Annotated in this window: 23 protein-coding genes, 1 tRNA gene and 2 pseudogenes; 11 read left to right on the plus strand and 15 right to left on the minus strand. The window is 55.3% G+C overall.

Annotated elements, in window-relative coordinates; translation table 11 throughout:
- Positions 1-109: 109 nt before the first annotated feature.
- Positions 110-910: a helix-turn-helix domain-containing protein gene (locus tag LEPTO7104_RS0103425; RefSeq protein WP_017297145.1), complete on the minus strand. Its 801-nt coding sequence runs from the start codon at positions 908-910 to the stop codon at positions 110-112.
- 113 nt (positions 911-1,023) lie between these two features.
- On the opposite strand from LEPTO7104_RS0103425, the gene LEPTO7104_RS0103430 reads away from it, so the two are divergent.
- On the plus strand, positions 1,024-1,320 hold the full coding sequence (locus tag LEPTO7104_RS0103430; protein ID WP_026072335.1) for a DUF2834 domain-containing protein: 297 nt from the start codon (positions 1,024-1,026) through the stop codon (positions 1,318-1,320).
- Positions 1,321-1,611: 291 nt separating this feature from the next.
- Here the strand turns inward: LEPTO7104_RS0103430 and LEPTO7104_RS0103435 are convergent, their stop codons facing one another.
- From LEPTO7104_RS0103435 to hetZ, 4 genes are all read right to left on the minus strand, one after another.
- Positions 1,612-2,907 (minus strand): acetylornithine/succinylornithine family transaminase, encoded by a 1,296-nt coding sequence (locus LEPTO7104_RS0103435; protein WP_017297147.1) that lies wholly within the window; start codon positions 2,905-2,907, stop codon positions 1,612-1,614.
- A gap of 190 nt (positions 2,908-3,097) precedes the next feature.
- A complete protein-coding gene (locus LEPTO7104_RS0103440) occupies positions 3,098-5,392 on the minus strand; it encodes a transglutaminase TgpA family protein (protein ID WP_155523500.1) in 2,295 nt (764 codons plus the stop codon).
- Positions 5,393-5,457: 65 nt separating this feature from the next.
- Positions 5,458-6,213, minus strand: coding sequence for a hypothetical protein (locus LEPTO7104_RS36640; protein ID WP_155523501.1), 756 nt, complete (start codon positions 6,211-6,213; stop codon positions 5,458-5,460).
- A gap of 292 nt (positions 6,214-6,505) precedes the next feature.
- Positions 6,506-7,579 (minus strand): heterocyst differentiation protein HetZ, encoded by a 1,074-nt coding sequence (gene hetZ / locus LEPTO7104_RS0103450; protein WP_422879846.1) that lies wholly within the window; start codon positions 7,577-7,579, stop codon positions 6,506-6,508.
- Positions 7,580-7,989: 410 nt separating this feature from the next.
- On the opposite strand from hetZ, the gene LEPTO7104_RS0103455 reads away from it, so the two are divergent.
- From LEPTO7104_RS0103455 to LEPTO7104_RS43480, 3 genes and pseudogenes are all read left to right on the plus strand, one after another.
- The gene (locus LEPTO7104_RS0103455) at positions 7,990-8,463 is read left to right on the plus strand and encodes a hypothetical protein (RefSeq protein ID WP_026072337.1); all 474 of its coding nucleotides are present in this window, start codon (positions 7,990-7,992) and stop codon (positions 8,461-8,463) included.
- 55 nt (positions 8,464-8,518) lie between these two features.
- Positions 8,519-8,590, plus strand: a tRNA-Val gene (locus tag LEPTO7104_RS0103460).
- Between the two features lie 76 nt (positions 8,591-8,666).
- A pseudogene (locus tag LEPTO7104_RS43480) lies at positions 8,667-8,887 on the plus strand (hypothetical protein); the annotation flags it as partial.
- Between the two features lie 97 nt (positions 8,888-8,984).
- Here LEPTO7104_RS43480 and LEPTO7104_RS0103475 read toward each other — a convergent pair.
- Positions 8,985-10,493, minus strand: a complete 1,509-nt coding sequence (locus tag LEPTO7104_RS0103475) for an amidase (RefSeq protein WP_017297154.1) — start codon at positions 10,491-10,493, stop codon at positions 8,985-8,987.
- 88 nt (positions 10,494-10,581) lie between these two features.
- On the opposite strand from LEPTO7104_RS0103475, the gene LEPTO7104_RS0103480 reads away from it, so the two are divergent.
- On the plus strand, positions 10,582-11,160 hold the full coding sequence (locus LEPTO7104_RS0103480; protein ID WP_017297155.1) for a TetR/AcrR family transcriptional regulator: 579 nt from the start codon (positions 10,582-10,584) through the stop codon (positions 11,158-11,160).
- Between the two features lie 10 nt (positions 11,161-11,170).
- On the opposite strand, the gene LEPTO7104_RS0103485 is transcribed toward LEPTO7104_RS0103480, so the two are convergent.
- From LEPTO7104_RS0103485 to LEPTO7104_RS37910, 4 genes are all read right to left on the minus strand, one after another.
- Positions 11,171-12,085 (minus strand): DMT family transporter, encoded by a 915-nt coding sequence (locus tag LEPTO7104_RS0103485; protein WP_040695263.1) that lies wholly within the window; start codon positions 12,083-12,085, stop codon positions 11,171-11,173.
- Between the two features lie 178 nt (positions 12,086-12,263).
- On the minus strand, positions 12,264-12,677 hold the full coding sequence (locus LEPTO7104_RS0103490; RefSeq protein ID WP_017297157.1) for a nuclear transport factor 2 family protein: 414 nt from the start codon (positions 12,675-12,677) through the stop codon (positions 12,264-12,266).
- Positions 12,656-13,522 (minus strand): hypothetical protein, encoded by an 867-nt coding sequence (locus tag LEPTO7104_RS0103495; RefSeq protein ID WP_017297158.1) that lies wholly within the window; start codon positions 13,520-13,522, stop codon positions 12,656-12,658. Before LEPTO7104_RS0103495 ends, LEPTO7104_RS0103490 begins: the two co-directional genes overlap by 22 nt.
- A gap of 93 nt (positions 13,523-13,615) precedes the next feature.
- Positions 13,616-13,963, minus strand: a complete 348-nt coding sequence (locus LEPTO7104_RS37910) for a cupin domain-containing protein (RefSeq protein WP_071527174.1) — start codon at positions 13,961-13,963, stop codon at positions 13,616-13,618.
- Positions 13,964-14,040: 77 nt separating this feature from the next.
- On the opposite strand from LEPTO7104_RS37910, the gene LEPTO7104_RS0103505 reads away from it, so the two are divergent.
- A complete protein-coding gene (locus LEPTO7104_RS0103505; protein WP_017297160.1) occupies positions 14,041-14,667 on the plus strand; it encodes a TetR/AcrR family transcriptional regulator in 627 nt (208 codons plus the stop codon).
- Between the two features lie 257 nt (positions 14,668-14,924).
- Here the strand turns inward: LEPTO7104_RS0103505 and LEPTO7104_RS0103510 are convergent, their stop codons facing one another.
- Both LEPTO7104_RS0103510 and LEPTO7104_RS32565 read right to left on the minus strand, forming a co-directional pair.
- Positions 14,925-15,401 carry an ester cyclase gene (locus tag LEPTO7104_RS0103510; protein ID WP_017297161.1) on the minus strand — a complete coding sequence of 159 codons (477 nt, stop codon included), beginning with the start codon at positions 15,399-15,401 and terminating at the stop codon, positions 14,925-14,927.
- An 8-nt stretch (positions 15,402-15,409) separates the two neighbouring features.
- Positions 15,410-16,126 (minus strand): DJ-1/PfpI family protein, encoded by a 717-nt coding sequence (locus LEPTO7104_RS32565; protein ID WP_225886920.1) that lies wholly within the window; start codon positions 16,124-16,126, stop codon positions 15,410-15,412.
- A 65-nt stretch (positions 16,127-16,191) separates the two neighbouring features.
- Here LEPTO7104_RS32565 and LEPTO7104_RS0103520 point away from each other — a divergent pair, with 65 nt between their 5' ends.
- Complete coding sequence (locus tag LEPTO7104_RS0103520; RefSeq protein WP_026072338.1) at positions 16,192-16,899, plus strand: LuxR C-terminal-related transcriptional regulator; 708 nt, start codon at positions 16,192-16,194, stop codon at positions 16,897-16,899.
- A gap of 94 nt (positions 16,900-16,993) precedes the next feature.
- Positions 16,994-18,714 (plus strand): annotated as a pseudogene (locus LEPTO7104_RS43485) (IS1634 family transposase).
- A gap of 85 nt (positions 18,715-18,799) precedes the next feature.
- Here LEPTO7104_RS43485 and LEPTO7104_RS0103535 read toward each other — a convergent pair.
- Positions 18,800-19,489: a helix-turn-helix transcriptional regulator gene (locus tag LEPTO7104_RS0103535; RefSeq protein ID WP_017297163.1), complete on the minus strand. Its 690-nt coding sequence runs from the start codon at positions 19,487-19,489 to the stop codon at positions 18,800-18,802.
- A 137-nt stretch (positions 19,490-19,626) separates the two neighbouring features.
- On the opposite strand from LEPTO7104_RS0103535, the gene LEPTO7104_RS32570 reads away from it, so the two are divergent.
- The 3 genes from LEPTO7104_RS32570 to LEPTO7104_RS0103550 all read left to right on the plus strand — a co-directional run bounded on the left by LEPTO7104_RS32570 (position 19,627) and on the right by LEPTO7104_RS0103550 (position 22,223).
- Positions 19,627-20,109: a DUF6220 domain-containing protein gene (locus tag LEPTO7104_RS32570; RefSeq protein ID WP_225886921.1), complete on the plus strand. Its 483-nt coding sequence runs from the start codon at positions 19,627-19,629 to the stop codon at positions 20,107-20,109.
- A gap of 56 nt (positions 20,110-20,165) precedes the next feature.
- Positions 20,166-20,996, plus strand: coding sequence for a sulfurtransferase (locus LEPTO7104_RS0103545; protein ID WP_017297166.1), 831 nt, complete (start codon positions 20,166-20,168; stop codon positions 20,994-20,996).
- A 465-nt stretch (positions 20,997-21,461) separates the two neighbouring features.
- Positions 21,462-22,223 carry a helix-turn-helix transcriptional regulator gene (locus LEPTO7104_RS0103550; RefSeq protein ID WP_017297167.1) on the plus strand — a complete coding sequence of 254 codons (762 nt, stop codon included), beginning with the start codon at positions 21,462-21,464 and terminating at the stop codon, positions 22,221-22,223.
- Between the two features lie 40 nt (positions 22,224-22,263).
- On the opposite strand, the gene LEPTO7104_RS0103555 is transcribed toward LEPTO7104_RS0103550, so the two are convergent.
- Together LEPTO7104_RS0103555 and LEPTO7104_RS0103560 are read right to left on the minus strand one after the other, a co-directional pair.
- Entirely contained in the window at positions 22,264-22,893 is a 630-nt protein-coding gene (locus tag LEPTO7104_RS0103555) for an NAD(P)-dependent oxidoreductase (protein ID WP_017297168.1), read from the minus strand.
- A gap of 47 nt (positions 22,894-22,940) precedes the next feature.
- Positions 22,941-23,357 (minus strand): nuclear transport factor 2 family protein, encoded by a 417-nt coding sequence (locus tag LEPTO7104_RS0103560; RefSeq protein WP_017297169.1) that lies wholly within the window; start codon positions 23,355-23,357, stop codon positions 22,941-22,943.
- Positions 23,358-23,723 lie beyond the last annotated feature (366 nt).

Raw genomic sequence — 23,723 nt, forward strand, 5'->3', positions numbered from 1 at the left:
AAATCCCCTTTTTTTGATGTGATAAAGCAATAGCTATAGGTAAACAAGACAATATTTATCTTTGCTATTACGCCTCGTTATTTGGCTTTAGCTTAGCAACTCGAATCATCTATTGAACCTGGGCTTTAAGTACTGCATGGGTGGCCTCATCGGCGGCAAATAAATGCTCCACTCGCAACGATGCCAGGGTAATGTCTTGCGGTGTGCCGAAGGTCGTAAACATGCTAAAAAATGCCAGTTCACCATACTCAGTTGCGTAGCGCGTTGTCAGCACTGGAACTGTAGGGTGCGACCAGTTTGTGTGCAAGTTCTTGCTACCCAAACGACTGTGCAGCATGGCTTCAAACGCATCTACCTTAGGTGTTAGGGCGGGCTGCACTGAGGCCTCGTGCCGCAAGTGGGCCAGTAGGGTGGGGCCGACTTCCTCTAAATTGACAATCGGTTTGGCAAACCCCTGGGGGTGAGCCAGCATGTCTAGCAAATTGATTGGCACATCGCCCGGTAGATCAGCGGCTCCTGGCATTAGCGCAGCGGCCAGCCATTGGCCCCCCCGGTTTAAGCGCAGCAAATTCCAGTGCTCGTCGATGACCAGCGCGGGCATGGGGTCGTGGGCAAACAGCAGTTGTTCTAGGGCCGAGTTGATCTGCTCTAGGGCCGGGTCATCCAGCCGCGCGGCGGTGTAAATCGGTGCGTAGCCCGCCTGCAACATGACCTCATTGCGCAATATCAGCGGGGCGTCTAGCTCTTGCAGCCAGGCCGCCAGCAGCTCGCGGCTGGGTTTGGCCCGGCCACTTTCGACAAAACTTACGTGCCGCTGAGACACCCCCAGGCGCAGCGACAGCTCGAGTTGACTCAGCCGCTGAGCCTTCCGCACCTGGCGCAGGGTGCCCGTCAAAGTTGGAGTTGACATGGCGATCGCTGGAGTTGACCACGACCCAGAGACAATTTGATTACCTCTGAGGTAATTGCAGGTATGAGGTAGACGCTAAATACTGAACGTACCATCCTTAGAGAGGTTTCGCCATGCGTAGTTTAATCGTTGTTATTTTGCTCTTGTTCGGTGCCCTCAGCGCCGTGGCCCTCTGGCAGCACGGGTACTGGGGTATTCTCGCGCCCCACTTTCAAAGCTTTGGTGCAGGCCAAGTCTTTGCCGATCTAGTGATTGCGCTAAGCCTCGTCATGGTTTGGATGTGGCGCGATGCTAGGGCAACCGGGCGCAATCCGTGGCCTTGGATCGTTGCGACCCTGGCTACAGGCTCATTTGGGCCATTGTTCTACCTGCTCACCCGCAAATCGGCAGAGGCCGAAAAAGCTGGGTGATATAGCTGTGGCCAATGGGCTTAGGACAGTAGCGATCGCCAATGCGAAGGCTGGGGCAGCGCATCGGCGTATAGCTATCGCATGAGAGCTACCTGTGAAGTGTTCTAACCTTTCTGGCTCTAGCTATACCCAGCGATCGCGCTACCCTTACCCACATCCATCAAAACTGCATCCATCCAAAACCGTCGCTGGCTGCGACTTTTCTCAGCCAACCACGGTTTGAAAGTTAAATCGCGAAAGTGAGATCGCGGTGAGCGGAGCGCCCTAACACCTCATCGGGCAATTCAGACATTACTGAGCATGCTCCCGCTTCACCAGCAGCGCCACGGCTTTTTCTATGGCCATGAGCGCCTGCTGCACCTCATCGGCGCTTACATTCAGCGGCGGCACAAAGCGCACCACCTGCGGCCCGGCGGGCACCAGCAGCAGACCTTCATCCATCGCGGCTTTGACAATATCCACCGACTTGATCGTCGAGTCGGGCTGAAGCACCAGGCCGTTGATCAAACCCCAGCCGCGCACCTGCTCTACCAGGTCGGGGTACTGCTGCACCAGCCGCTGTAGGCCAAACCGCAGCTGTTCGCCGCGCTGCTTGACGTTGCCCAGCAGGTTTTCGGCCTCCAGGGTTTCGCACACCGTGAGACCTACCTTGCAGGCAAAGGGATTGCCGCCAAAGGTGCTGGCGTGGTCGCCTGGCTCAAACACAGCGCAGGCAGCTTTACACAGCATGGCCCCAATCGGGATGCCGCCGCCCAGCCCCTTGGCCGAGGTGAAAATGTCGGGCTCTATACCCAGGTTCTCGAACCCCCAGAGGGTGCCGGTGCGGCCTACCCCCACCTGCACCTCATCGAGAATCAGCAGAATGCCCTTTTCGTCGCAAAGCTGGCGAATGCGCTGGAAGTAGGGGGCATCCCCTGGGCAGACGCCCCCTTCGCCCTGGAGGGCTTCGAGCATGATGGCGGCGACCTGGGGTGTCTCGGCATCCAGTTCGGCGACTAGCGACTCCAGGGCCGCGATGTCGTTGTAGGGTACGTAGGCAAACCCCGGCATCAGCGGGTCAAAGTTTTTTTGGTACTTGGGCTGGCCCGTGGCGGTGACGGTGGCCAGGGTGCGCCCGTGGAAGCTGGCCTGAGCGGTGATGATTAAAGGATTGTTGATGCCCCGCCGGGTGTGGGCGTACTTGCGGGCCAGCTTAATCGCTCCCTCGTTGGCCTCGGCCCCGGAGTTGCAGAAAAAGACGCGATCGCAGCAGGAATGCTCCACCAGCCAGTGGGCCAGCGCCCCCTGCTCGGGAATGTAGTAGAGGTTTGAGACGTGGTGCAGGGTTTGAATCTGCTTGCTGACCGCCTCGACCATAGCCGGGTGGGCGTGGCCCAGGGTGCAGGTGGCAATACCGGCCACAAAGTCGAGGTAGCGACGGCCCTGGTCATCCCACACAAAACTGCCTCGGCCCTTGGTTAGCGCGATCGGGAAGCGCCCGTAGGTGGTCATCACGTCGGCATCAAACTGGGCCGGGGAGAAGGCGGCACCGCCGTTGGTGGCAACGTTGAACGACTTGAGGGAGTTTTGGACGAGGGTTTTGAGCATTGCGGTGGGGAGTGGGGGAGTAGGGATTGGATGGGTAGGTGGGTGATGGCAGATCAAGGAATTGCACGGGTCATTGGTTTACCGACAACCCTGACTCACCTACTCTTACCCAATGGACTGAGCCTAATGGATCGAGCATAGCGGAAACCTCAAGAAAATCAATGATTGCCCTGAACCAATCGACCTCGATTTAGCGGCGGGCGAGCCGCTGCCGCTGGGGGCGGTTTTGCCGGATGGTGCGCAGTTTTTCGCTCAGATAGGGCAGGTTTTGGGGTTCACCGCCGTAGCGCCAGCGCACGTAGGCGTGGGTGATTTCGTTGGCGGCCTGGGCGGTCTGGGCCTTGGTCTGCTGGTAGAGGCGCTGACCGTACTCGATGGGGGTCTCGAAGGGAGTTTTGCCGTGGCCCTGCTGGGCAAACCAGGTCAGCATTTGCTGATATAGGCGCTCTGTGGGGTCAAGCTGGCGCAGCCGTCGGTAGCGCCAGCCCCGGCGCAGCCCCAAAAAGGCCAGCCAGGCCAAAAACCCCAGGAGGGTGGCGATCGCAATGCCCAGCATAATGCCGATCCAGCCTAGATTTAGCAGCGCCGTGAAGGTGCGAATCAGGTAGGCCAGCCCGTCGCCCAGCAGCGTGATCAGGCCGTCGATCAGGCCCACCAGGGGAGAGGGCAGCCAGCCCGCGATCCAGCTCCAAAACCGCCGCACCAGGCTAAAGGCCTCGTACTCTTTCAAGCTGGGAGGAATGATCTCATGGCCAGGAATGGGGTCGAAGCCAAACCAGCCGTACTGGGGAAAGTAGACTTCGGCGATGGCGTAGGCATCGGTATTGCGCACCACGTAAAACCCGGTGAAGGGGTTGAAGTCGCCTTCGCCAAACCCGGCCACCAGGCGGGCGGGAATGTCGATCGATCGCAGCATGATCGTCAGCACGGTGGCGAAGTGGTCTGGGTAGCCCCCTTCGGTGCTAAACAAAAAGCTTTCGACCAGGTCCTGGTCGGGGGTAAAAAAGGGCAGCTCGGGCTGAATGGTATAGCGCTGCTTGAGGGTTTGGGTCAGGTAGAGGGCCTTTTCGTAGTTGTCGGTGAGGGGGGTAGGGGCGGTGGCCAGCAGTTCCTGGGTTTTGGCGCGCACGGGTTCGAGAATTTCCTGGGGCACCTGGAGATAGTGGGAGCGAATGCCGGGGGCGTAGAGGGTGCCTGCGGCCCGCAGCTGGGTGCGATCGCGGTAGGGCACCCGCGACACCGCCGAATAGGTCATGCCCTCCTGCAAAATCACCGGCGACCGGAGGCTGCCCTCGGCATCGATGGCCACCTCGCGGGTGGGGAAGTACAGCTCCTTGGCCTGGTACATGGCCGGAATCAGGTTCGGCAGCTCGCTGACCAGGGTGTAGGTCTGCACCACGTCGCGGTAGCGGCCCAGGTGCGGGTTCACAGGCAAAAAGGTCTGGGCCGAAAACCGCGATCGCTGTAGCGTCTGGGTCTCGTCGTTGCGGGAGATATCCCAGCCCTGGCCCGTGTAAGTGTCAAAGGCCAGCACCCGCCAAAAGCCCGGCGCCTGCGACCTGACCCGCATCACCACCTGGGGCGTCATGGTGCCGCGCAGGTTCTGGTTCATGCGCTGGTTAAAGCCGTAGTAGGAGATCATATCGACCACCCCCGGCCCGGTGGTTTTTCCCTGCCCCTGGATAGCCCCGGCCCCGCCGCCCTGGTCAAACCCTTCGCCGTCGTCGCTGCCTTTATTGCGGTAGGCCGGGTTGAGAATGTCTTCCCCCGAAAAATCGCCCGGCGTGTCAATCACCGAGCTAACCGGAAAATTCTGGATCTGGTACCCCGGCAGCCGGGGCAAAAACAAGAAGATCAGCAGCCCCAGGCCCACGATCAGCGCCACCAAACCCACCAGCCGCCTCAGGGTAGGCCGCAGCCTGCCCCCGGCCCAACCCGACGACCCCAGCCCCAGCCGCGACTGATAGTCCAGCCCCAGCACCGGAATGGCCATCGCCAAAAACATCAGCAGCAGCGGCGCAAAGGCCAGGGTTTGGCTAATGGTGGCGGCCACGCCCAGCAAAATCAGGCCAATCATCATCGAGTAGCCCAGATCTTTGCGGCGCGGCAGATCAAAGCTGTGCAGCACCTGCAGCTGTACCAGCAGCTCCGCCAGCACGATGCGGGTATCCCCCGGTTCCGCTATGAGCCGGGCAAAAAAGGCCGCCATCGCCATCAGCATGCCAATGGCAATGAAAAACTTGATGGCGATGTTGCGATCGCGGCGACGCTGCCAGCTAAAGGCCGCACCCACGGCGCTGAGGGGTATCGCCAGCAAATTCAGCCACGAAGCGGCGGTGACCCCAGCAGCAGCCACCACCACCGAGCAAATTCCCAGGGTTACCAGCCCCTGCACCAGCACTCGCAACAGCAGCGAGTCTTCAATTTCGTCGGGGGAAATGGGCCTGGCTAAAGGGGAAGAGGCCAGCCAGCGGAAAGCAACCATGGCGACAAGTGGGTAGGTCGCCTCCATGCTAACCGCTGCACCAGCCCCTGCCCAGAACCGCTCAGCTAGGCGGCAATCATCACCTGAAAGCTGAGGGGTGCAATCTGCTCCTGCCCCAGGCTGATGTCCAGCCGGTGCACGGCGCCGGGCTGCGTCGCTAGCCGCAGCACCAGATCCCCAGGGGTAGAGCGCTCCGAGCCAATCGTCTCAGCCAGGTTAGTGAGCACCAGACTGCCCCCCGTCGGCAGCACCGCTCTTATCTCTAGTTGGGCCTCTAGTTGGGCTTCAGGGGCGCTGTAGGTGGCCTGCACCGTCATCGCGCCAGAGGCGGTCAGCCAGGTCTGCTCCTGGGTGGGGGCAGTCGCCGACACCGTCAGCGACAGGGCCTCGAAAATGCCCTGGGCCGCCAGCATAGCCAGGGCCATCTGCTGCTGGGTTGAAGCCGTAGCGTAGTCTACCTGGGCCAGAGTCTGGGATTGGGCCGAGCGGTAGGCAGGGCGAGCCACCAGCCCAGCAATGTATTCCAGGGTTTGGGGCTGGTCGGGAAACAGCGACTCCACGGCAGCCACCAGCCGTCGACCGGTCTGGCGGATATCGTCGGCCACCTGCTGGCACTGGTTTAGCAAGTCGGCCAGAACATCTTCAGGCAGCCCAGCGGGAACCGAGAGGGTCTTGAGGTGGTCTAACCAAACGGAGGCGGCACCGGAGCGGAGGGCGTCGGGATACTCCTGCAGGCCCTTCTCCCAGGGAAACAGGGGCGGGCGGTGGACAATTTCCTGCCGCAGGCGGCGCTTCAAAAGGGCTTCAAAATGGGGTTGCACAGTGGATAGGTCTCCAGAGTCAAAGACAGGGGTGTAGGTGGCGTTGCTCGCGTCGTCATTTGAAGCCAGTGGCGCTGGGGTAGATGGTTCAAAACCAGGGTAGACCGGGGAATTAGGCAGGCGTTCTGCCTCCTCTGGCTCAGCGTCAACAGCCGGGGAAAAGTGAGGTCCTGATGGCGAGTTGTCCCCCGAAAGCGGCTCTAGCAAAAGCTTTAACAAGAGGTCTTCGGGGATATCTGAATCTCTATTCATGGCCTGCTGTAGTCTGTCCGGATGGATGTTTGACGGATAACTAAATGTTACGAATCTCCCAGGCGTGCTCTAGCAGCTTAGTCCACTGCTTTTGAAACTGGGTGGTGGTCATGCCCAAAATTTTAGCGGCTTCGCCGTCAGCTATGCCCTGCTGCTTCAGGTTCAGCAGTTTGCCCTGCTTGGCGCTGAGGGTGTTTTGCAGCTGCTGCCACTGCTGGGCCGTCAATCCCAGGTTGGTCTCCAGGCCGGCCTCTAGCCACTCGTGCACCAGCTCCCAGTGGTGGGAGAGGGCAAAGCGCAAAAGATGGTACTTAAAGCGCTGCTGGAGGTAGTCGCGCTGGCGGGGGGTGAGGTTGAGCAGCGACTCGATTTCCTGGGTGGGCAGGTCGAGCAGCCTGAGGGTAAAGTAGTCGGCGCACTCGTCCTGGTTGCGCTCCTTGAGGTAGGCCAGCAGCTCCTCTACGACGCGCCCGCGCAGCGAATTCTCGGGCAGATCGTCGGCCTGGGCAATCATTTCCTCGCGCACCCGCTGGTGGGAGGCAGCGGGGCGCAGGTCGTCGCCGTCGCCGCCGTAGTCGGTGGCCTGCTCGATATCGATGGCGACTTCGGGGGGCTGCTGCTTAGAGAAGGTCTGAGCCCGCAGGATAATCAGCTGCTGGCTGCGCCGACCGGGCAGCGGAATGCGCCGCTTGCCGTAGCGCTCTGAGAAGGCCATGAACTCGGCCAGCTCGATAAGGGTGCGGGGCTGGTAGCGATCGCTGAGCTGGTTCTCGCGCCGAAAGGCATTCAGCGCCTCTACATAGAAGCCCTGCAAAAAGTCTTCAATCAGCGCCAGTCGCGCCTGATAGCTGGTTTGCACCTGGGGCGGCGTAATGTAGCGGTAGACGATGGCGCTGAGGGTGCTGTGCAACTCGACTCTGCCCTGGCGCGACCCCAGACTGTAGTACTTCATGCACTGGTCTAGTCGATGCTTGCCCAGGGATCTGGCCCAGGACTCCACATCGCCCGACGCCTGGATGCGATCGCTCTCGCTGCAAATGCGCTGCACCTCCTGGGCCAGGCGCTGAGCCATAGCCCGACAGCCAGCCTCGGAGGCGCTTGTCCCCGTTTTCAAATCTTGGTAGAAAAGCTGACTAAGCGAATCCACACTCAATGCACAGATACCCTGATTCAATCTGGCTATCCTCAAAAAGCTACACAGTCTCGTGAAGCGATATTCAGGTGGTTGATACGTGGTGGATGCGCCCGCTGCAACTCTGGAATAGGCGATCGCCCTGGGCTAACCCATTCCTGTAGACTCCAATTGACCCAAAAAAGTTCGGAACTGGTAGATATGGGCCGAGGGTTGCAAGCTACTCAGCAGTTTAACATCTGTCCGTAATTTTATGGATGCGGGGCGACGCACCCCCCTGCGCTAAAGTGGTGCTAGATCGGGCCTGGCAGGCTCCCTTGCGCCCTGGCCCCTCAGGCCCAGCCCCAGGGTTAATATTTGGGCTGGCCCGCAAAAATCACTCGGTACCCGCTATGGATCTCGACGCCCAAATTATCTCCCTCCAGCAAAACGCCCCCAACGATGGCGTGACCGCCAATGCTATCACTACCATTGGGCCTACCCTAAAGGCGATCGCAAGTCAGCTCAAGCATGAGCAGTACTACGTGCTGCAAACCCTAGAGCAGGGCTGGATGATGACCACCCTCAGCAACCGCAACCAGCCCGATACCCAAAAGAATATTGTCTACGCCTACCCTACTCTGCAAGATGCCGCTACCAGCCAGGCGACGGTCAAAGATCCTCAGGTGATGGCGCTGCCAGTTCCTGTGGTACACATCCTGTTTCAGCTGCTAGCCATGCAGCCCATCGACAGTCTGATCTTCTTTGAAACCCCTGGGCAAATTGGCCAGGGCGTCGAAATTCGCCGCCAGGATATGCAGGCTCTAATCCAGGCTCAGCTTCAGCAGACCCAGCAAACTAGCCCCATCCCCCCCGACATGGCATAGCTCAAGAATTTTCTGCCGAACTCACACTGGGGATATGATATCTTAGGAGACCAACGGGCGATTAGCACAGTGGTAGCGCGCTTCCTTCACACGGAAGAGGTCACTGGTTCGAAACCAGTATCGCCCATACCTTCGCCGCCGCAGCGGCAAAATTACGCTCTGCGGCTCTTTCATCCTGCTGGTAACCGCTGCGGAGGCAACCTATGACTGTTAGGCAACGTCACGCCTGCTTTACGACGGAGGACTATCTAGAAATCGAGCGCATTAGCTCCATCAAGCACGAGTACTTGATGGGGCAGTTGGTCGCCATGGCGGGGACAGTAAGGCCCATGTGATTATTTTTGACCGGGGCGATAAATTTGCAGCCTACAAAACCATTCCAGAGCTGGAAGAGTATGTGCTGATCCACCAAAGGCAGGTTTTGAGACAGGCGCAGACCTGATGCTGTGGGCCTGATTTACACCTGTTTGGGATCAATCCCTAGTGCCCGCAGGCGTTCGGCTAAATAGCTTGCCCGCTCCTCAGCTGGTTGACTTGCTAGATGCCGACTCGCAATAGTTGGACGGGGCTCGAAAGTCACCGATAATTTCGTCAAGCTGCTGGGCGATCGCCAGCAATTCCATTTCTCGCCAGCGCTGACCGATGATTTGCATGCCAATGGGTAATCCAGTTGAGGTTTGCCCAATGGGAATTACAACCGCTGGATGCCCTGTAGCGTTGAACGGGACAAGATAGGCTCCCGATGCCATTGAATAGGGCACGGTGTAATTATCTACTTGAATTGCAGCACCTCGATCGCAATGGGGGAATGCAGGCGTCATTGCCACCGGACAAAGCCAGGCATCCCATTGAGCCAGTTCTTGATCCATTTGAGCCGTTAACCGATCTCGCTCCGTGAGAGTTTCAAAATAACCTTTTAATGTTGGATTTAAGGAAATCGGTAATCCAATGCTAGCCAGATTGCCGAGGCTGCGAAAAGCGCGATCGCCTTGAGTACTGTCTCGAAACAGAAAAGCTAGATGCTTCTGAATATCGCTTCCTGTCAAGGACTGGGCATAAATCAAGTTGTAGGCTGCAAGCCTGTAATAGTTTCGCCATGCAACCGGAAAATCAAAATTGGGAACCCACTTTTCAACCCTGACTCCGGCTTCGGTCAGATTCGTGGCAGCCGACTGCATTGCTAATTTAATGTCTGCCGCAACGGGGTAGGGTGACCACTCATCTACCCAGGCAATCCGTCGGCTCTGAAGGGGGCGATCCGTTGGTTGGTCGAGCAATACGGGAGGAATATCGGGCTGAGAGACATCTGCGCCTGCAATGATTTGCAGACAAATGATTAAATCTTGAACTGAACGCGCCAGTCCTCCTACGGTCAACATCTGGCGCATACAGCGAGGGGAGCCTGGAGTTTCAGGAATATGCCCAATCGTGGGAACTCGGCGATCGGTAGGCTTCAAGCCATAGATGCCGCAAAAGTGAGCAGGTTGGCGAATCGAACCGCCAAAGTCAGAGCAGAGATCGAGGGGAGATAGCCCTGCCGCGATCGCGGCCGCACTGCCGCTGGAAGTGCCACCAGGGGTGTAGCCTAAATTCCAGGGATTATTGACACGAGGGAAGACATCGTTAAGCCCCTGATAGCCGCCTGCCAAATCGCCCACATTGGTCTTTCCCAGGATGATAGCGCCTGCTGCCCGAAGCCGACTGACCGCAACGGCATCGAGTTGAGGCAGGTAGTTTTTAAGGGACGTAGAGCCTGCGGTGGTTCGCAAACCTTCTGTCTCAAACAGGTCTTTAATCGTGATCGGAACACCATGCAGCGGACCCCAATTTTCGCCGTTTGCTAACGCTTCATCCGCTTGAGTTGCTCTGGCACGGGCATTGCTCTCATCTAAAGTGCAGATGGCATTTAGCGTGGGGTTATGTCTGTCAATCTGGGCTAGATGAGCATCTAGGACTTCAACGGCAGAGACGGTGCGATCGCGAATCATCTGCGCCAGTTCGTGGGCGGGTCGAAACACCAGATCACTCATGGATTTTCCCTTTCAACGCCAGAGCTATCCCTTGCTAAAGTTAATTATATTCACTTTTAGTTAAAGGTGTTAACTAAGTTATTTCGCGATGGGTCGTCCGCCAAAAGAAAAATCGCTATCCCGGCAGGATGTGATTGCCGCCGCCATCCGCTGCATCGACGAGGAGGGCGCCGATGCCCTGGGAGTGAGCCGGGTGGCGCGATCCCTGGGCATCAAGCCCCCGGCAATCTACAAGCATCTGGAAAGCGGAGCCGCTCTCCAGCAGGAGACGGCCATTGAACTGTGGCGGCAGTACCTGGCGGACTGTGAGCAGGTGATGGGCGATCGCCCCACCACGCCCGATCTGCTGAAACAGCTCGGCCACTTCACCCGCGACTTTGCCAAAGCCCACCCCGCCCGCTATCAGGTGATGATGCAGGTGCAGCTTCATCCCGATGATCCGCAAGCGGGAGCCGTGATTCGCGATTTGCTGGGCTTTTTGCACCGGGCCTTGAGCGCCTACGACCTGACCGAAACGCAGCTCATTGACGTGATGCGCATGTTCAATGCGGCAACCTATGGATTCATTGCGATCGAGCAGAAGGGACTGATGACGCTGGAGCGATCGCTCGATGAGAGCTACGACGCGATGCTGGAGGCGCTGATTGGGGCGATCGCCCACAGGTGAAGGAGTCTGCTTACGGTTCCTTCCTTTGAATTGGGCCAGGCAGCGACAGCAGCAATATGCCCGAGATAATCAAGGTCGCTCCGATCAGGCTGAGGAGTGGAAACGCTTCCTTGAGTAGAAGCACGGCAATGATGGCGGCAAAAATGGGTGTGAGCAGGTTCAATGTTGTGGTCACGACCGGCGAAAGATGCTTCGCGGCATAGCTGTAGCACAGGGTTGGCACAACAGTTGATACCGTTCCCAAACTCAGCGCAATCCAAACCGTGTTTGACTGCTGAATATGGCTGATCCACTGGGGCGAAGCGGCTCCAGCAAGTCCCCCGACCACGACGGAACCCAGCATAAATGTCACAAACGTCACCGCGATCGGATTCAAGCTGGTTTTGTAGCCAGCGTAATACTTGAATAATGAGGCATAGCCGAGGGTGACACAGGCGGAAAGAAAGGCAAAAAACAAGCCGATTAAATATGTTGATTGCCCAGCGCTCCCCTGGAGCTTGGGCCAGACAAACAGCAGTAGGCCCAGGAAGGCGATCGCCGCCCCGCCCCCTTCCCGCAGGGCCACGGGCTGCCTTAGAGCCGCTTTGACCGCCAGCCCAATCAGAGGCGACAGCCCAACAATCAGCACCACATCGCTCACGGGGGCAAGCTGAAAAGCCCGCACCGCAAACAAGTAGTAAAACACCATCAGGCTCGACAGGCTCAGCCCCATGCGGGTGCGCATCAGGGCAAAAACCTGGGTTCTGAGTGACGCATTGATCGCGAGAACTGGCAGGGTGATTAAAAGCGCCACCAGCAACCGAATCGCCAGGACTTCTAAGGTGGAAAACCCCGGCATGAGCTTGATGAACGTGCCTGTGAGCCCCCACCCCAGGGCGGCTAAACAGCCCGATAGGAGGGCAGAGGTGCGTGACGGTAAAGGCATGGTGCTGCTTAGCGAATGGCCATTAACCGGAATGGTCAAGTGTGAGGGGCGATCGGGGTCAATTATCCCTTTTATTCTCTGTGATTTGTGGGGTGGCGTCGGGTGGCGTCACGTCGTTTGATGCAGGGATACCCGATGATGCCCTAGCCGCCGATTCTGCCAGGGCAGGACGTTCCGTTTAGGAGGATTCAGCGATCGCACTGACGCTGCCCCCGACAATTTGCCAACCCTTTTCCCCTTTGCGCCAGACCCGGGTGTAGCAGTAGTTTCCGGCGAAGGCATCGCCTAGAAACTCGCCTTTCAAGTAAATTTTGGCGGTGGCAAAGGCAAAGTGTTCGCTCCAAACGCGAATGTTTAGTGATTTGGGCACTAATTCATGAAACCGGGTGCCTCCGGTGCGGTGCAGTTCGAGATCCATCGCTTTGGTAGCCAGATCGCCGGTTGGCCCGACAAACAGTAAATCATCGTCAACCAGCGCATCTAGCTCGGCCACATTGGAGGCAAGCATGGCTGCGTAAAGACGCGCTTCCTGGTCGCGAATGTGGGCTTCAATGTCGGTATTGATGGGGCTTAATGGGGTGCTGGTGTCCACGGTTGCTGTCTCCACCCAAGTTTTTGCTTTGCCAATGAAGTATCTACCTGGGGCATGTGAATGTCTACTAATTCGGTTGTTTCTTGTACCAGAGCTTCCAGCTGAGTGACTGCGACAGGAGCCTCCTGGTGGAATAGCCCTTCAAGGCGAGTTGAGAGGTTTGCGGGGGCGATCGCCATCTGCTCAACAAAGTGCCCCATCCGCTTGAACTGAAAGGTCGAGAAATACAGGCGGTTCAGGCCAGACAAGACCCCCAGAATGTTCTGAGCCGACTCCACCAAAATCTGGTGATACCAGAGGGTGGTATCCCGTCGCGCCAGCTTTTTCCCCATGCCCCATACCGGGACAAACTTCAGGTAATGCTCCACCATCCTCTGCGCCAGTCCATCGGGGTAGTTGGCAAGGCGCGCCTGCCACTGCTGAATCAGCGGTTCGCCATAGATGGCGATGCCGTTCAGGGTACCACTCATCCCTTTAATGATGGGAGATGTAATGTCGAATGCTTCCAAAATGCTGGCAATTTCTCGCTCCCACTGGGCAATGGTCGCATGGGCAAACTGGCACTCTACCCCGCCGATGCAGAGGGTTTCGCCAAAGGCTCCTTCGGCGCGATCGCCCAGAATTTCAGCTAATTTTGCCCCCGGATTTTGCTGCCGTGCCTGGTCCAACTCCGATTCAGTAGGCAACTCATCATAGTAGAACATCACGTCGCAGTCGGAATACTCGTCGCACAGCCCTTCCGCCACTGAACCCGTCACCATCACGGCTCTAGTTTTTGGGTTGGCAATATACGGTTCGACGTTGCGTTTGACCAAATCCAGCAGATATTGGCTTCTATTTGTCATAGCTAATTCTGGGTTTTTGCAAAATATTTGTTGCAAATTAAGCAGGAAGTCTGCGCTATCTTCAGAGCTAAGACAAGCTCAGGCATGGTATTTCTACCCTTCAGCAGCTGAGTCAAATATTCCCATTTTACCAAGTCGAATTGTGATGATTTCGGCATCGGTGACTGCCCTATGAACCCCCTGCTGAGTGTGAGCGGGCGTTATCCAGAACGTCTCGGCAGGACAGGTGACCCCACCCGTTTCTACGACCCCACTCAGCACGTAGACATACTCATCACAGGGATGGGTGTGGAGAGGAATTGTTGTTCCCGCTTTAAGTTTCAGCAGATGAATAGAGCCTTCTGGAACCGGCTCTGCCAGTGGCAAAATTTGAACGCCGGGGAACTGTTCCAGCGTTAACCACTGACCAGAATGGGTTTGAATAAAGGCTTGTTCTGGCATACCGTGTTCCCCATGATAAGATGATTGAAGCGAGTGAATAATATTCACTCCCGGAGTGTAGCATATTCCTTGGCGGCATGGATAAACCTTTGAACTCTCTACAACCTCGCTACGATGTCACTGGTCGATATACGGCCCTGCTGCAAGCGGGGGAAGTTCTACTGTGCAAGGGGTATGACAGCGCTCAGCCTCAGCAGATTGCTAAAACCGCCGGGGTATCAACGGGTCTGTTTTATCGGCATTTCAAGAATAAGCAGGAACTGCTGACGGCGATTATGGTACGTCATCTGGGGATTTTACATGACCAAATTAAGCAGGCACTAGAACCCTATGCTGACCCAGTTGAAGATTTGCGCCAAGTCATGGAGTTGACTCTGCGCTATTTTCAGGCCCATGAAGGGCTGATCAAACTCTTTTTTATGCAGGTCGGTTACGGGGACGCGATCGCAAGTGAACATCTGCAAGCGGCACGGCAAACTTACCGAGATATTTTGGCCTCAATTATCCAGGCAGGAATTGCTAAGGGAATTTTTATCGCGATGGATGATTTTGATGTTCAGCTAGCTATTAATGGCTTTATTGGCACTATTAACTGGTCTCTTTATGATCTGCTGATTGTTAAGCAAGAACGTATTGAGCTGGATGCATTGGCAAATCGACTGTCAATGTTTTTGCTTCGAGGTTTAGGTCACGCATTGGGGTAAAACAGTTCATTGCTTTGACTACTTTTTGACTGCCTTATTTAGAGGTGAGTAGAACGCCTTAATTATCGTAGGGTGCGTCATCGCTTGGCGTGACGCACCAGGCCCAGATCTCGCGGTGCGTTGGGCTTTGCCACAACACACCCTACAGCAACGTTTAATTAGGGCTACCTACTTATCGACTTGGTTGACTGACAAAACCCTTGAAACCCTTAGGCTGCCGTAGGTTTTGTTGGGTTACGCTAAAGCCAACAAAACCGTTACTTTCTATGCATGCTGGTTAATAGCTTAGCAATAGCGCCTTTTAGAAGATGGGGCAACAGCTGCGGTCCCGGCAGAAAGACAATCCCCAACTGCTGCATGAGTCCCAGGGCATCGCCCTGGCCCCAGTGCTCCACAATTTGGCCATCCTTAATCCGATCGATGTGCATGATGGACAGGCGAATGGACTGGCCGGTGGGCGGAAGTCCCTGAAAGCTTCCCAAGTGAGTGGCGGTAAACGTTCCGCAGGTCACTACTTTGTCTTCGGACACAATCACCTGATCAAAGCTGTGTTTCCCTTGACTAAAGGCCGTGTAAAAAGACAAGCCGAACTGCTTGAATTGTTCCTTATCTAGCGGCTCGGGCATTCCCGCTAAGTGGGCGACAAAACCCGGCGCTAACAGATCTACCGCCTGCTCGATCTGGCGATCGTCGAAAGCCTGGTAGAACTGAAGCACAATATCCTGGTTAGTCATGGATTACATCATTTAGCTGAGCTGCTGTAGCCTGGGTTTGCGCCCAGAAGGCATCTACCAAAGGTTATTCCAGCTTGGAGCAAGGCTTGCACAACCTCCTTGCCTGCGGTTTCAGGGGTGCCCGCATCAAACGGCGGGTCAGGGGTGTATTCCATCATTAGCTGAGTCATTTTAGCGATCTGCTCGCCGCAGAGCATACTCAAAAGCGCCAGCCCAAAATCGATGCCCGAGGTAACGCCAGCGCCAGTGATGCGGTTCCGATCAATCACCACCCGCTGGGGCACTACTTCTACACCAAGGGCGGCGAGATAATCGCGAAAAGCCCAGTGGCAGGTGGCTTTGTAGCCCTGCAATAGCCCCGCTGTCGCTAGAATCATCGAGCCGGTGCAAACGCTGGTGACGTATTGAGCAGTGGCACTCTGCTGCTTGAGAAAATGCAGAATTTCTGGGTCTTTCATCACCTCCACTTGCCCCATACCGCCGCCGGGAACGCAGATTACATCCAAAAGCGGACAATTCTCCAGGGTGGCAGTGGGTGTCAGGGGGATTCCTTCGTTGCTAACAATGGGATTCAGGGTCTTCCAAATTAGATGGATGTGGGTATTGGGCGGGAAGTCCAGCACCTGATACGCCCCCATCACGTCTAATTGAATCACGCCAGGATAGATGAGAAAACCGATTTGAATGGGGTCCATTTTTTGCAGTTGTCTGAAATCGCTGAGCATGGAACGATTGTAGAAACCCCACTTAGTCCTGAATAGTCCTCAACTGGGTACTCTTTTGGCAATTTATGGTGAATTCTCTGCATTCATTGTTTCAGAGCATCGCAACGGCCCCCACCGAGCAGGCGCTGCGGCATCGCGTAATGGATGGCCTCAGCGACCCGTTTGGGGTGCAGCGCTGGGGCATTTACCTGCTGGATGAACGCCAGAACTTAGCCGGATTCGATGTCGTGGGCGTTTCCGATGCCTTTGTCGAGCGCTACGAGAAATTTGGCCGAGCGGTCGATCCAGTGATGCGCTACGTGATGGAAAACCATGCCCCAGCCCATGAAGAATTGGTAGTACCGCAGGGCCAGTGGAAGCACACCGATCTCTATCAATGGTGCTGTTCGCAATACGATCATGAGCACATCATGACCGGGCCGATTGTGGGCCGGGGGCAGCTGATCGGGACGATTCACTTTGCCCGTGTGGGTGAGACTCCGGCGTTTAGCGCAGTGGATTTGGCGAATCTGGGGGCGGTGTGCAGCCACGTTTCGGCCTCTCTGGCAGAGCTGCGGCGATCGCCCGCCTCACCCAATTTCCTCACAGAACGGCTCACTCCCCGCGAGCGACAAATTGCTACCTTGGTCGCGCAAGGCTTGACCAATGCTGAAATTGGCGCAGAGCTGTGGATTACACAAAACTCGGTCAAACAGGCCTTAAAGCGAATGTTTCGCAAGCTGGAGGTGTCGGCTCGAACCGAAATGGTGGCGAAGCTGCAAGATTTTGTTTAAGAAACATCGGTATGAATGTTCAAACGTTTGAACGTTTATGCTCACGGTTCGCTCATTTTTAAATGAGGTCAGCCAATTGGGTTAGGTTTGGGCTATGGATACCCCCCTAACCGTTATCACCGAACGGGTTGACGATATTCCCCTGTTGCTGGCCCAACTGCAGCGGATGGACGTGCAACCCCTGCTCGACGACTACTTTCCGACCCATGGGAACTGGCAGGGGCTCAGCTTAGGCCATGTGGTGATAGTTTGGCTGAGCCACATTTTGTCCCAAGCGGATCACCGGTTAAACCCCGTGCAGGCCTGGGTAGAGCGACATCAGGAAACCTTGCAACAGGGCTTGCAGCAACCGGTTCGCGCCCTTGACCTGAGTGACGACCGCCTAGAAAGCGTGTTGCGATATCTCAGTGATGATGCCCAATGGGCGTTGTTTGAACCGGCGTTGAATCAGCGTCAGATTCAGGTGTATGACCTGCACCCCAAACGGCTGCGTCTGGATAGTACCAGCGTCAGCGGGGATTGGACGGTCAATGAGTCAGGGCTGTTCCAATATGGCCATAGCAAAGACCATCGCCCCGACCTGCCCCAACTGAAGCTGATGCTGGCGACGCTAGATCCGCTGGGGCTACCGATAGCGACCGAGATTGTCTCCGGGCAGCGCGCCGACGACCCGCTCTACATTCCGGCCATCGGGCAGGTGCGTCAGACCCTCAGTCAGTCTGGGTTGCTCTACGTGGGTGACAGCAAGATGGCCAGTCTAGCGACCCGTTGCTTTCTCCAGGCCACAGGCGATTACTATCTCTGTCCGCTCGGTGGGACTCAACTCAAGGCGGAGGCGATGCAGGCCTACCTAGACCCAGTGGAGCAAGGGGCCGTTGAGTTGCAGGAGATTCACTACGACTATGCCGACGGTCACACCGCGCTGATTGCCCGAGGCTATGAGCAGACCCAGACCCGCACAGGAGAATGGGACGGACACACCTGGACGTGGTCAGAGCGGCAATTGGTCGTGTACTCCTTGGCTTATGCTCAATCCGCCCAGCAGGCCTTCCAAGCTCGACTTGAGCACGCCCAGACGGCCTAGCGGCGCTCAACCAATCGGGGCGCGGCCAGAAAGCCTTTCCCGATGAGGTCGCCTTAGCGCAAGCCGCCGAGGCGATTCTCACCCGCTACCGGGTCAAGGCCTACGTTCAACTCACCTACTCACAACAGGTGGAGCAACACGCTGTGCGTCGCTACCGGGACCGCCCGGCTCGGATGGTGGAGCACCGTCGATTCCAGGTGAATGGCACCCTAGAAACTGAGGCCATCAACCAGCAGATGCAAACCTTGGGCTGGCGGGTCTATGTCACCAATCATCCCGCAGCGGCATTATCGTTGCCTCAAGCCGTGACGGTCTACCGCCAAGAATATCTGGTGGAGCACAGCTTTAGCCGACTCAAAGGGCATCCCCTCTCCCTCTCCCCGATGTACTTACAGCGTGAAGACCATATCAAGGGATTAATTCGCTTACTCTCGATGGGGTTGCGGCTGTTAACGCTGGTGGAGTTTCAGATGCGTCAAGCCTTAGCTGGTCACCAAGAAACCCTCTCAGGGCTATATATCGGTAATCCCAAGCGGGCGACGGCACGTCCGACAGCCGAATTACTGTTGGCCAGTTTTCGCGACATTACTCTAGTCATGGTGAATGCACGAGGGCAGACCTATGCCCATCTGACGGAGCTGACGCCTTTACAGCAGCAGATCTTAAAGGCTCTCAACTTCCCGGTAAGTATTTACACCCTGCTGGGGCCCGTATCTGACGAACCACCTTAGAAATGAGCGAACCGGGAGTTTATGGGAGACCTGTCTTAATCAGACTAGCTATAGCTACAGCGGCCAAAATATAGCGGCTAGAGGGTTAACCCAGCGCGATACTGCCGGAAAGTTTGGCCACCATTTCCGCCCGCGATGACACATTCAGCTTACGAAAGATGCGCTTCAGGGCTTGCTTCACGGTATTCTCCGTAATCCACAGTTCGGCGCCGATCGCTCTGTTGGTCAGCCCTTGGGCGACGAGTTCCACAATCTGGGTTTCCCGTGGCGTCAGGTTGTCGGTGCCCAGGCTGGCTGGGGTGGATGGCGATCGCACCACGGTCAATCGACTCGAAAAATGCAGGCACAGGGCGCTGAGATCGGCCAGATTGTCGGCATTGAAAGGGGCATCGGCGCGATCGCGGGTAAAAGCCAGCCCCCCGGTCAACTTTCCATGGGTGACAATCGGCCCCACCATCACATGGGCATGATCGGCCCGAGGACAAAGGGTTTGCCAGACGCCGGGAGGCAAAACCACCTCATCGTGTACCGCCGTATGGCGCTGCACCAGATAGCGCAGCACCGGATTGTGCTCCAGCGACAGCGCCAGCCGCATTAACTTGGGCATGGTGTCGTTGATGGCCGGAAACTCATCTAAAAAACTCAGTTTCCAGCGACGGGCCGAGAAGTAGTCGCCCAAATGAGCCATCACAGATTCGCGCAGCTCGTCTTCGTGTTGGGCCTGGGCGATCGCCCGAAACAGGCTCTGCAAAGAAATGTCTGTGCAATGGGTCATTGAAGTCACCAACCGCTGAGGCAAAGTGTACCCGATTGAGGTCTATTCGTCAGAAGGGAAGACCTTTAACTTGGGATTTGTGCTGGAAGCCTGTTGCCTTTGCGCCCTTTATAGCAATCTTTGATTGCTCCTTCCCAATGGTTTTGACATCCCCTTCACCCAACTCGAATGCTGACCCAATTCCTGAGACAACTCCACCTTTGGCGAGATCCGCCGCCATCGGGTTTTATGCCCTAGCGGTCCTGTTTAACCTGTGCCTGGTAGCGCAACTCGTCACCGTGGGGCTAGCGGTTTTTTACGACCCTGCCTGGTGGAACGCTCACGTTTGGCTAGTTCGTAGCTACAGCGGCCTTTCTCTGATTTTGCTGTTATGGGTTTACTGGCAGCCGTTCCCCCCACGAACCCGAACTCTGACCCTGAGTTTTCCGGTAGTGCTGGGGCTTCAGTTTCTCACCATTCACCTGCAAACCCCGCTGCCCCTACCGCTAGCGGTGATGCACCCCCTGCTTGGATTCGCGCTGTTTACTGCATCAACCACCCTCGTACACCGGGTTTGGCACCTTGTGTCGATCCCTTCCGAAACCCGTGAACCCCAGCCGAAAACCCCCAATCCCCTTTAGCCCCCCAGGCTAAACAGCCCTTTTACTCCCCCTCCCCCCCATCCCCCCATCCCCCCATGATCCCCTACGCCCATCCCGAAGCCCTAGTCGATACCCAATGGCTGTCCGACCATCTTCACGATCCAACTCTGCGAATTCTGGAAGTGGATATGAGCCCTGAACCCTATCAGAACAATCACATCCCAGGAGCGGTGTTTTGGAATATTTTGAAGGATGTGTTTCAGCCCGATCTGCGGATTAATTTTGAGCCGGATGCGATCGCATCCCTCCTCTCCCGCTCCGGCATTGCCAACGAAACCACCGTCATCGCCTACGGCAGCTACCCTGGCACCGGAGCCTGGATATTCTGGTTTCTCAACGTCATTGGTCACCAGAATGTTCGCGTGCTCAATGGCGGCCATCAGAAATGGCTGGCAGAAGGACGTCCGGTTGCCTCAAAATTCGCCACGGTTTCCCCTAGGTCGCATCAGCCCAGGCTGTTGAACATGGACTTGCGGGCGACGAAAGATGAGGTTCTGGCTGCCATCAATGACCCTCAGCGAGTACTTTTAGATGTCCGCACGCTGCCGGAATACGTGGGGGAGGTGTTTCTCATGGAGCCTCCTAAAAACGGCGAACGGGCCGGGCACATTCCGGGGGCGGTGCATCTAGAACACACCCTCACTCTGAATGAAGACGGCACGTTCAAATCTGTCGAAGAGTTGCAGACTCTCTTCAGCAGCCAGGGTATTGCCCCCGAAAAAGAAGTGTTTCCTTACTGCGCTGTGGGCGGGCGATCGGCCTATATGTGGTTTGTTTTGAAGCATCTGTTGGGCTATGCCAACGTGCGCAATTACGACGGTTCCTGGAACGAGTGGAGCCGACTTGCCGATACTCCGATCGCCTAGAGCAAAATCGCGTTTGAGCTCCAAACTCTACGTCAAACTGAGCGGGGCTCTTGCCCGTTTTTGCTGACCCGCTGGTCTGATGGACTGACAAAAGTCTGATGCAGTTTTGATGTAGGTTGGTGTTGAGCGAAGCGTTCGCGTTGGCGCAGCCGCCCCTGTGGGGCTAGCGTCTCTAGGGGAGAAAACCCAACACCAGTAACGGTTTTGTTGGCTTACGCTAACGCTAGCCCAACCTACTAAAGCTGGCACGTTGGGCTCCCTGGGTTTTGGGGCGGCGGGCTGATTTGGGCAGAATACTGCAAATTTTGCTGAATGGAAGCAGCTTCCGCGACCTAAATGCAAGATTCTGCTCTATGAAACTAGACAATGCATCAAGGAAAGCATCGCTGGTGCATTCGATTGATGGTCTAGGGTTATTGTTATAAAATTAGGCGCAGATCTAATCAAATATTGTCTAAAAATTTCATGATTAATCGGCACGAAGACACTTTAGCTATACTGGTCAAAAATATTGGGGTGGATCTCCATCATCATCATGCAGTTCAGCTTGTTATCAGTTTAGACAAGCCCTACAAGGCAGTCTTGGATAATCAAGAATTTGAATCTATTCGAGGATTCTTGATTGATTCTGATGTTCCCCATGCGTGTCAGTCAGCAAACGCTACTGTCTTGGTAATTAGCGTTGATGCAACCTCCACAAAAGGCGGACTGCTGAAACAGCAATTATCGAAAAACAAATTTTTGCTGATTGACAAGGTTTTTTCTGTTTGTGAAATCGATCGCTTCTCGGCAAGCTATTGGAATTATTGCCATAATGCCACCGCTGAATTTGATCCTCTCCATCTTATTTGCAGTCTCTATGATAGGCAAAGCAATATTATTTCATTCGATCAAAGATCGTTGGCTGCGATCGCTTTTATCAACCAAAATATTGGCAAGACGATTCAGGTAACTGATATTGCGCGGCACGTTGATTTATCTGAGGGTCGCTTACGACATCTATTTTCAGAGCAAATCGGTATTCCGATCACATCCTACATTCTGTGGGCTCGGATTAAAGTTGCTTTAAAGGAAATGCTAAACCCAGGCGTAACCCTGGCGAATGCTGCCCATCGTGCTAACTTTTCAGATCATGCCCATTTTACTCGAACCTTCAGGCGAATGTTTGGAATTTCACCTTCGCTGCTGTTGAAGCATAGCCAATTTCTTCAAGTTTTTGACCTGTAAGACGGCAAGATGAGTTTTTGTTGTACCTGAATCTGAGGGATTAATATGTCAGAAGCAGGGTTTGATTAACGTACTGCATTTCAGAAACTTCATTCAGCATAAAGTCGGCTACATCAGCACGAGAGATATTACCTGCCTTAACTCCACTCAAATTGGTCAGGATACGATACTTTCCAGTGCGTGCTCCATTGGTCAGAAATCCAGGGCGAATTATTTCCCAATCCAAGCCCGATTGGCGGACGATTGCTTCCTGCCTGTCTTTGTCTTCATACCCTGTTTTAAGTAATAGCGGGTTAATGATTTTATCATAGAAGAATCCACCGTGACCTCGACTGTCCCCCGCCCCGATGCCAGTGACGCAGAGAAGTCGACGACAGGGCGACTTTTTCATCGCTTCGATTACTGTTTTTGTGCCTTCTGAGTAAATGGATACGGGTTTGCGAGTTGGTTTGATGCCAATGGTGATACATACTGCATCCTGCCCATTCACGTTTTGCTCAATCACGCTTTTGTCGAGGATGCCTCCCTTAATAACATTGAGATGTTCGTCATTAATTTCTAGAAGCTCGGGATTTCGGGCAATTAGAGTAACGTCATGCCCGGCTTGAAGTGCCTGTTGCAAAAGCTCGAAGCCTACTCCTCGAGTGGCACCAATCAATAGTAGTTTCATGCTTTGAGTCAATCCTTGGGATGCTGGTCAGTATTTTATGAGCTAGCTCATGCCTGAAACTGAGCCAATAGTGGAAAACTCGGATCGACATCGACTTGGCGTGAAGCGAGATACCATTTTCCGTCTTTTTTTACCGCTCTATCGGTTACAAAGGCGCTGCCAAATCGGAGCAGATCTTCCCGATTGAATACTAGGAGATAGGACTCCATGATAGCTTCTGAACTATCGCCTCGAATAATAGCGTTTGTAGTACAGTGTCTCCTGCCACGGGCAAAGGTATCTAGCATTGCATAAAAGCCTTGTTGCAGCTGTTCCTTGCCGATCGCAGTCCCCCAAAAACCTTGAACACTACCGTCTTCCGCAAAAATAGCGAGGTAATTTTCGACATCTTCTTTGTCGAGGGCCATTTCAAAGCGTGCTGCTAGTTCCATGACTTCAAGTTTGTCTGACGCTGTCAGGTTCATGGTTCATCCCTTGCTGAGATATGACTGTTGTTCCGATGAAAACGACTGTATTTAGGCTGTTTCTATGTCGCTGAGCAAGAATAGCATCGATGAATTCAGTAAAGCTTGAATAAAACGGCTACTGTTCCAATTGTCCTTTTACGTCCAGCAGTTTTTACAGCAGCTATCGCCTGTAGACTATTCTGCTGACAAGTGTTTCGGTGATTTCAGCCACAGTCAGGAACCACCAGCGTAATACCTGTGCAGAGTCGAGCCAACCAGAAACTCATTGCCTGAAAGCCCCCTCTTACAGGGAAAGTTAGTCTTCTAGAACTTTCCAAGACTATGCTGGCGTTCTACCCCTAGAGAGCCAGTCCTTTAAGACGG

Origin of the sequence: Nodosilinea nodulosa PCC 7104 (assembly GCF_000309385.1) — a bacterium.
In the GTDB taxonomy this organism is placed as follows: Bacteria; Cyanobacteriota; Cyanobacteriia; order Phormidesmidales; family Phormidesmidaceae; genus Nodosilinea; species Nodosilinea nodulosa.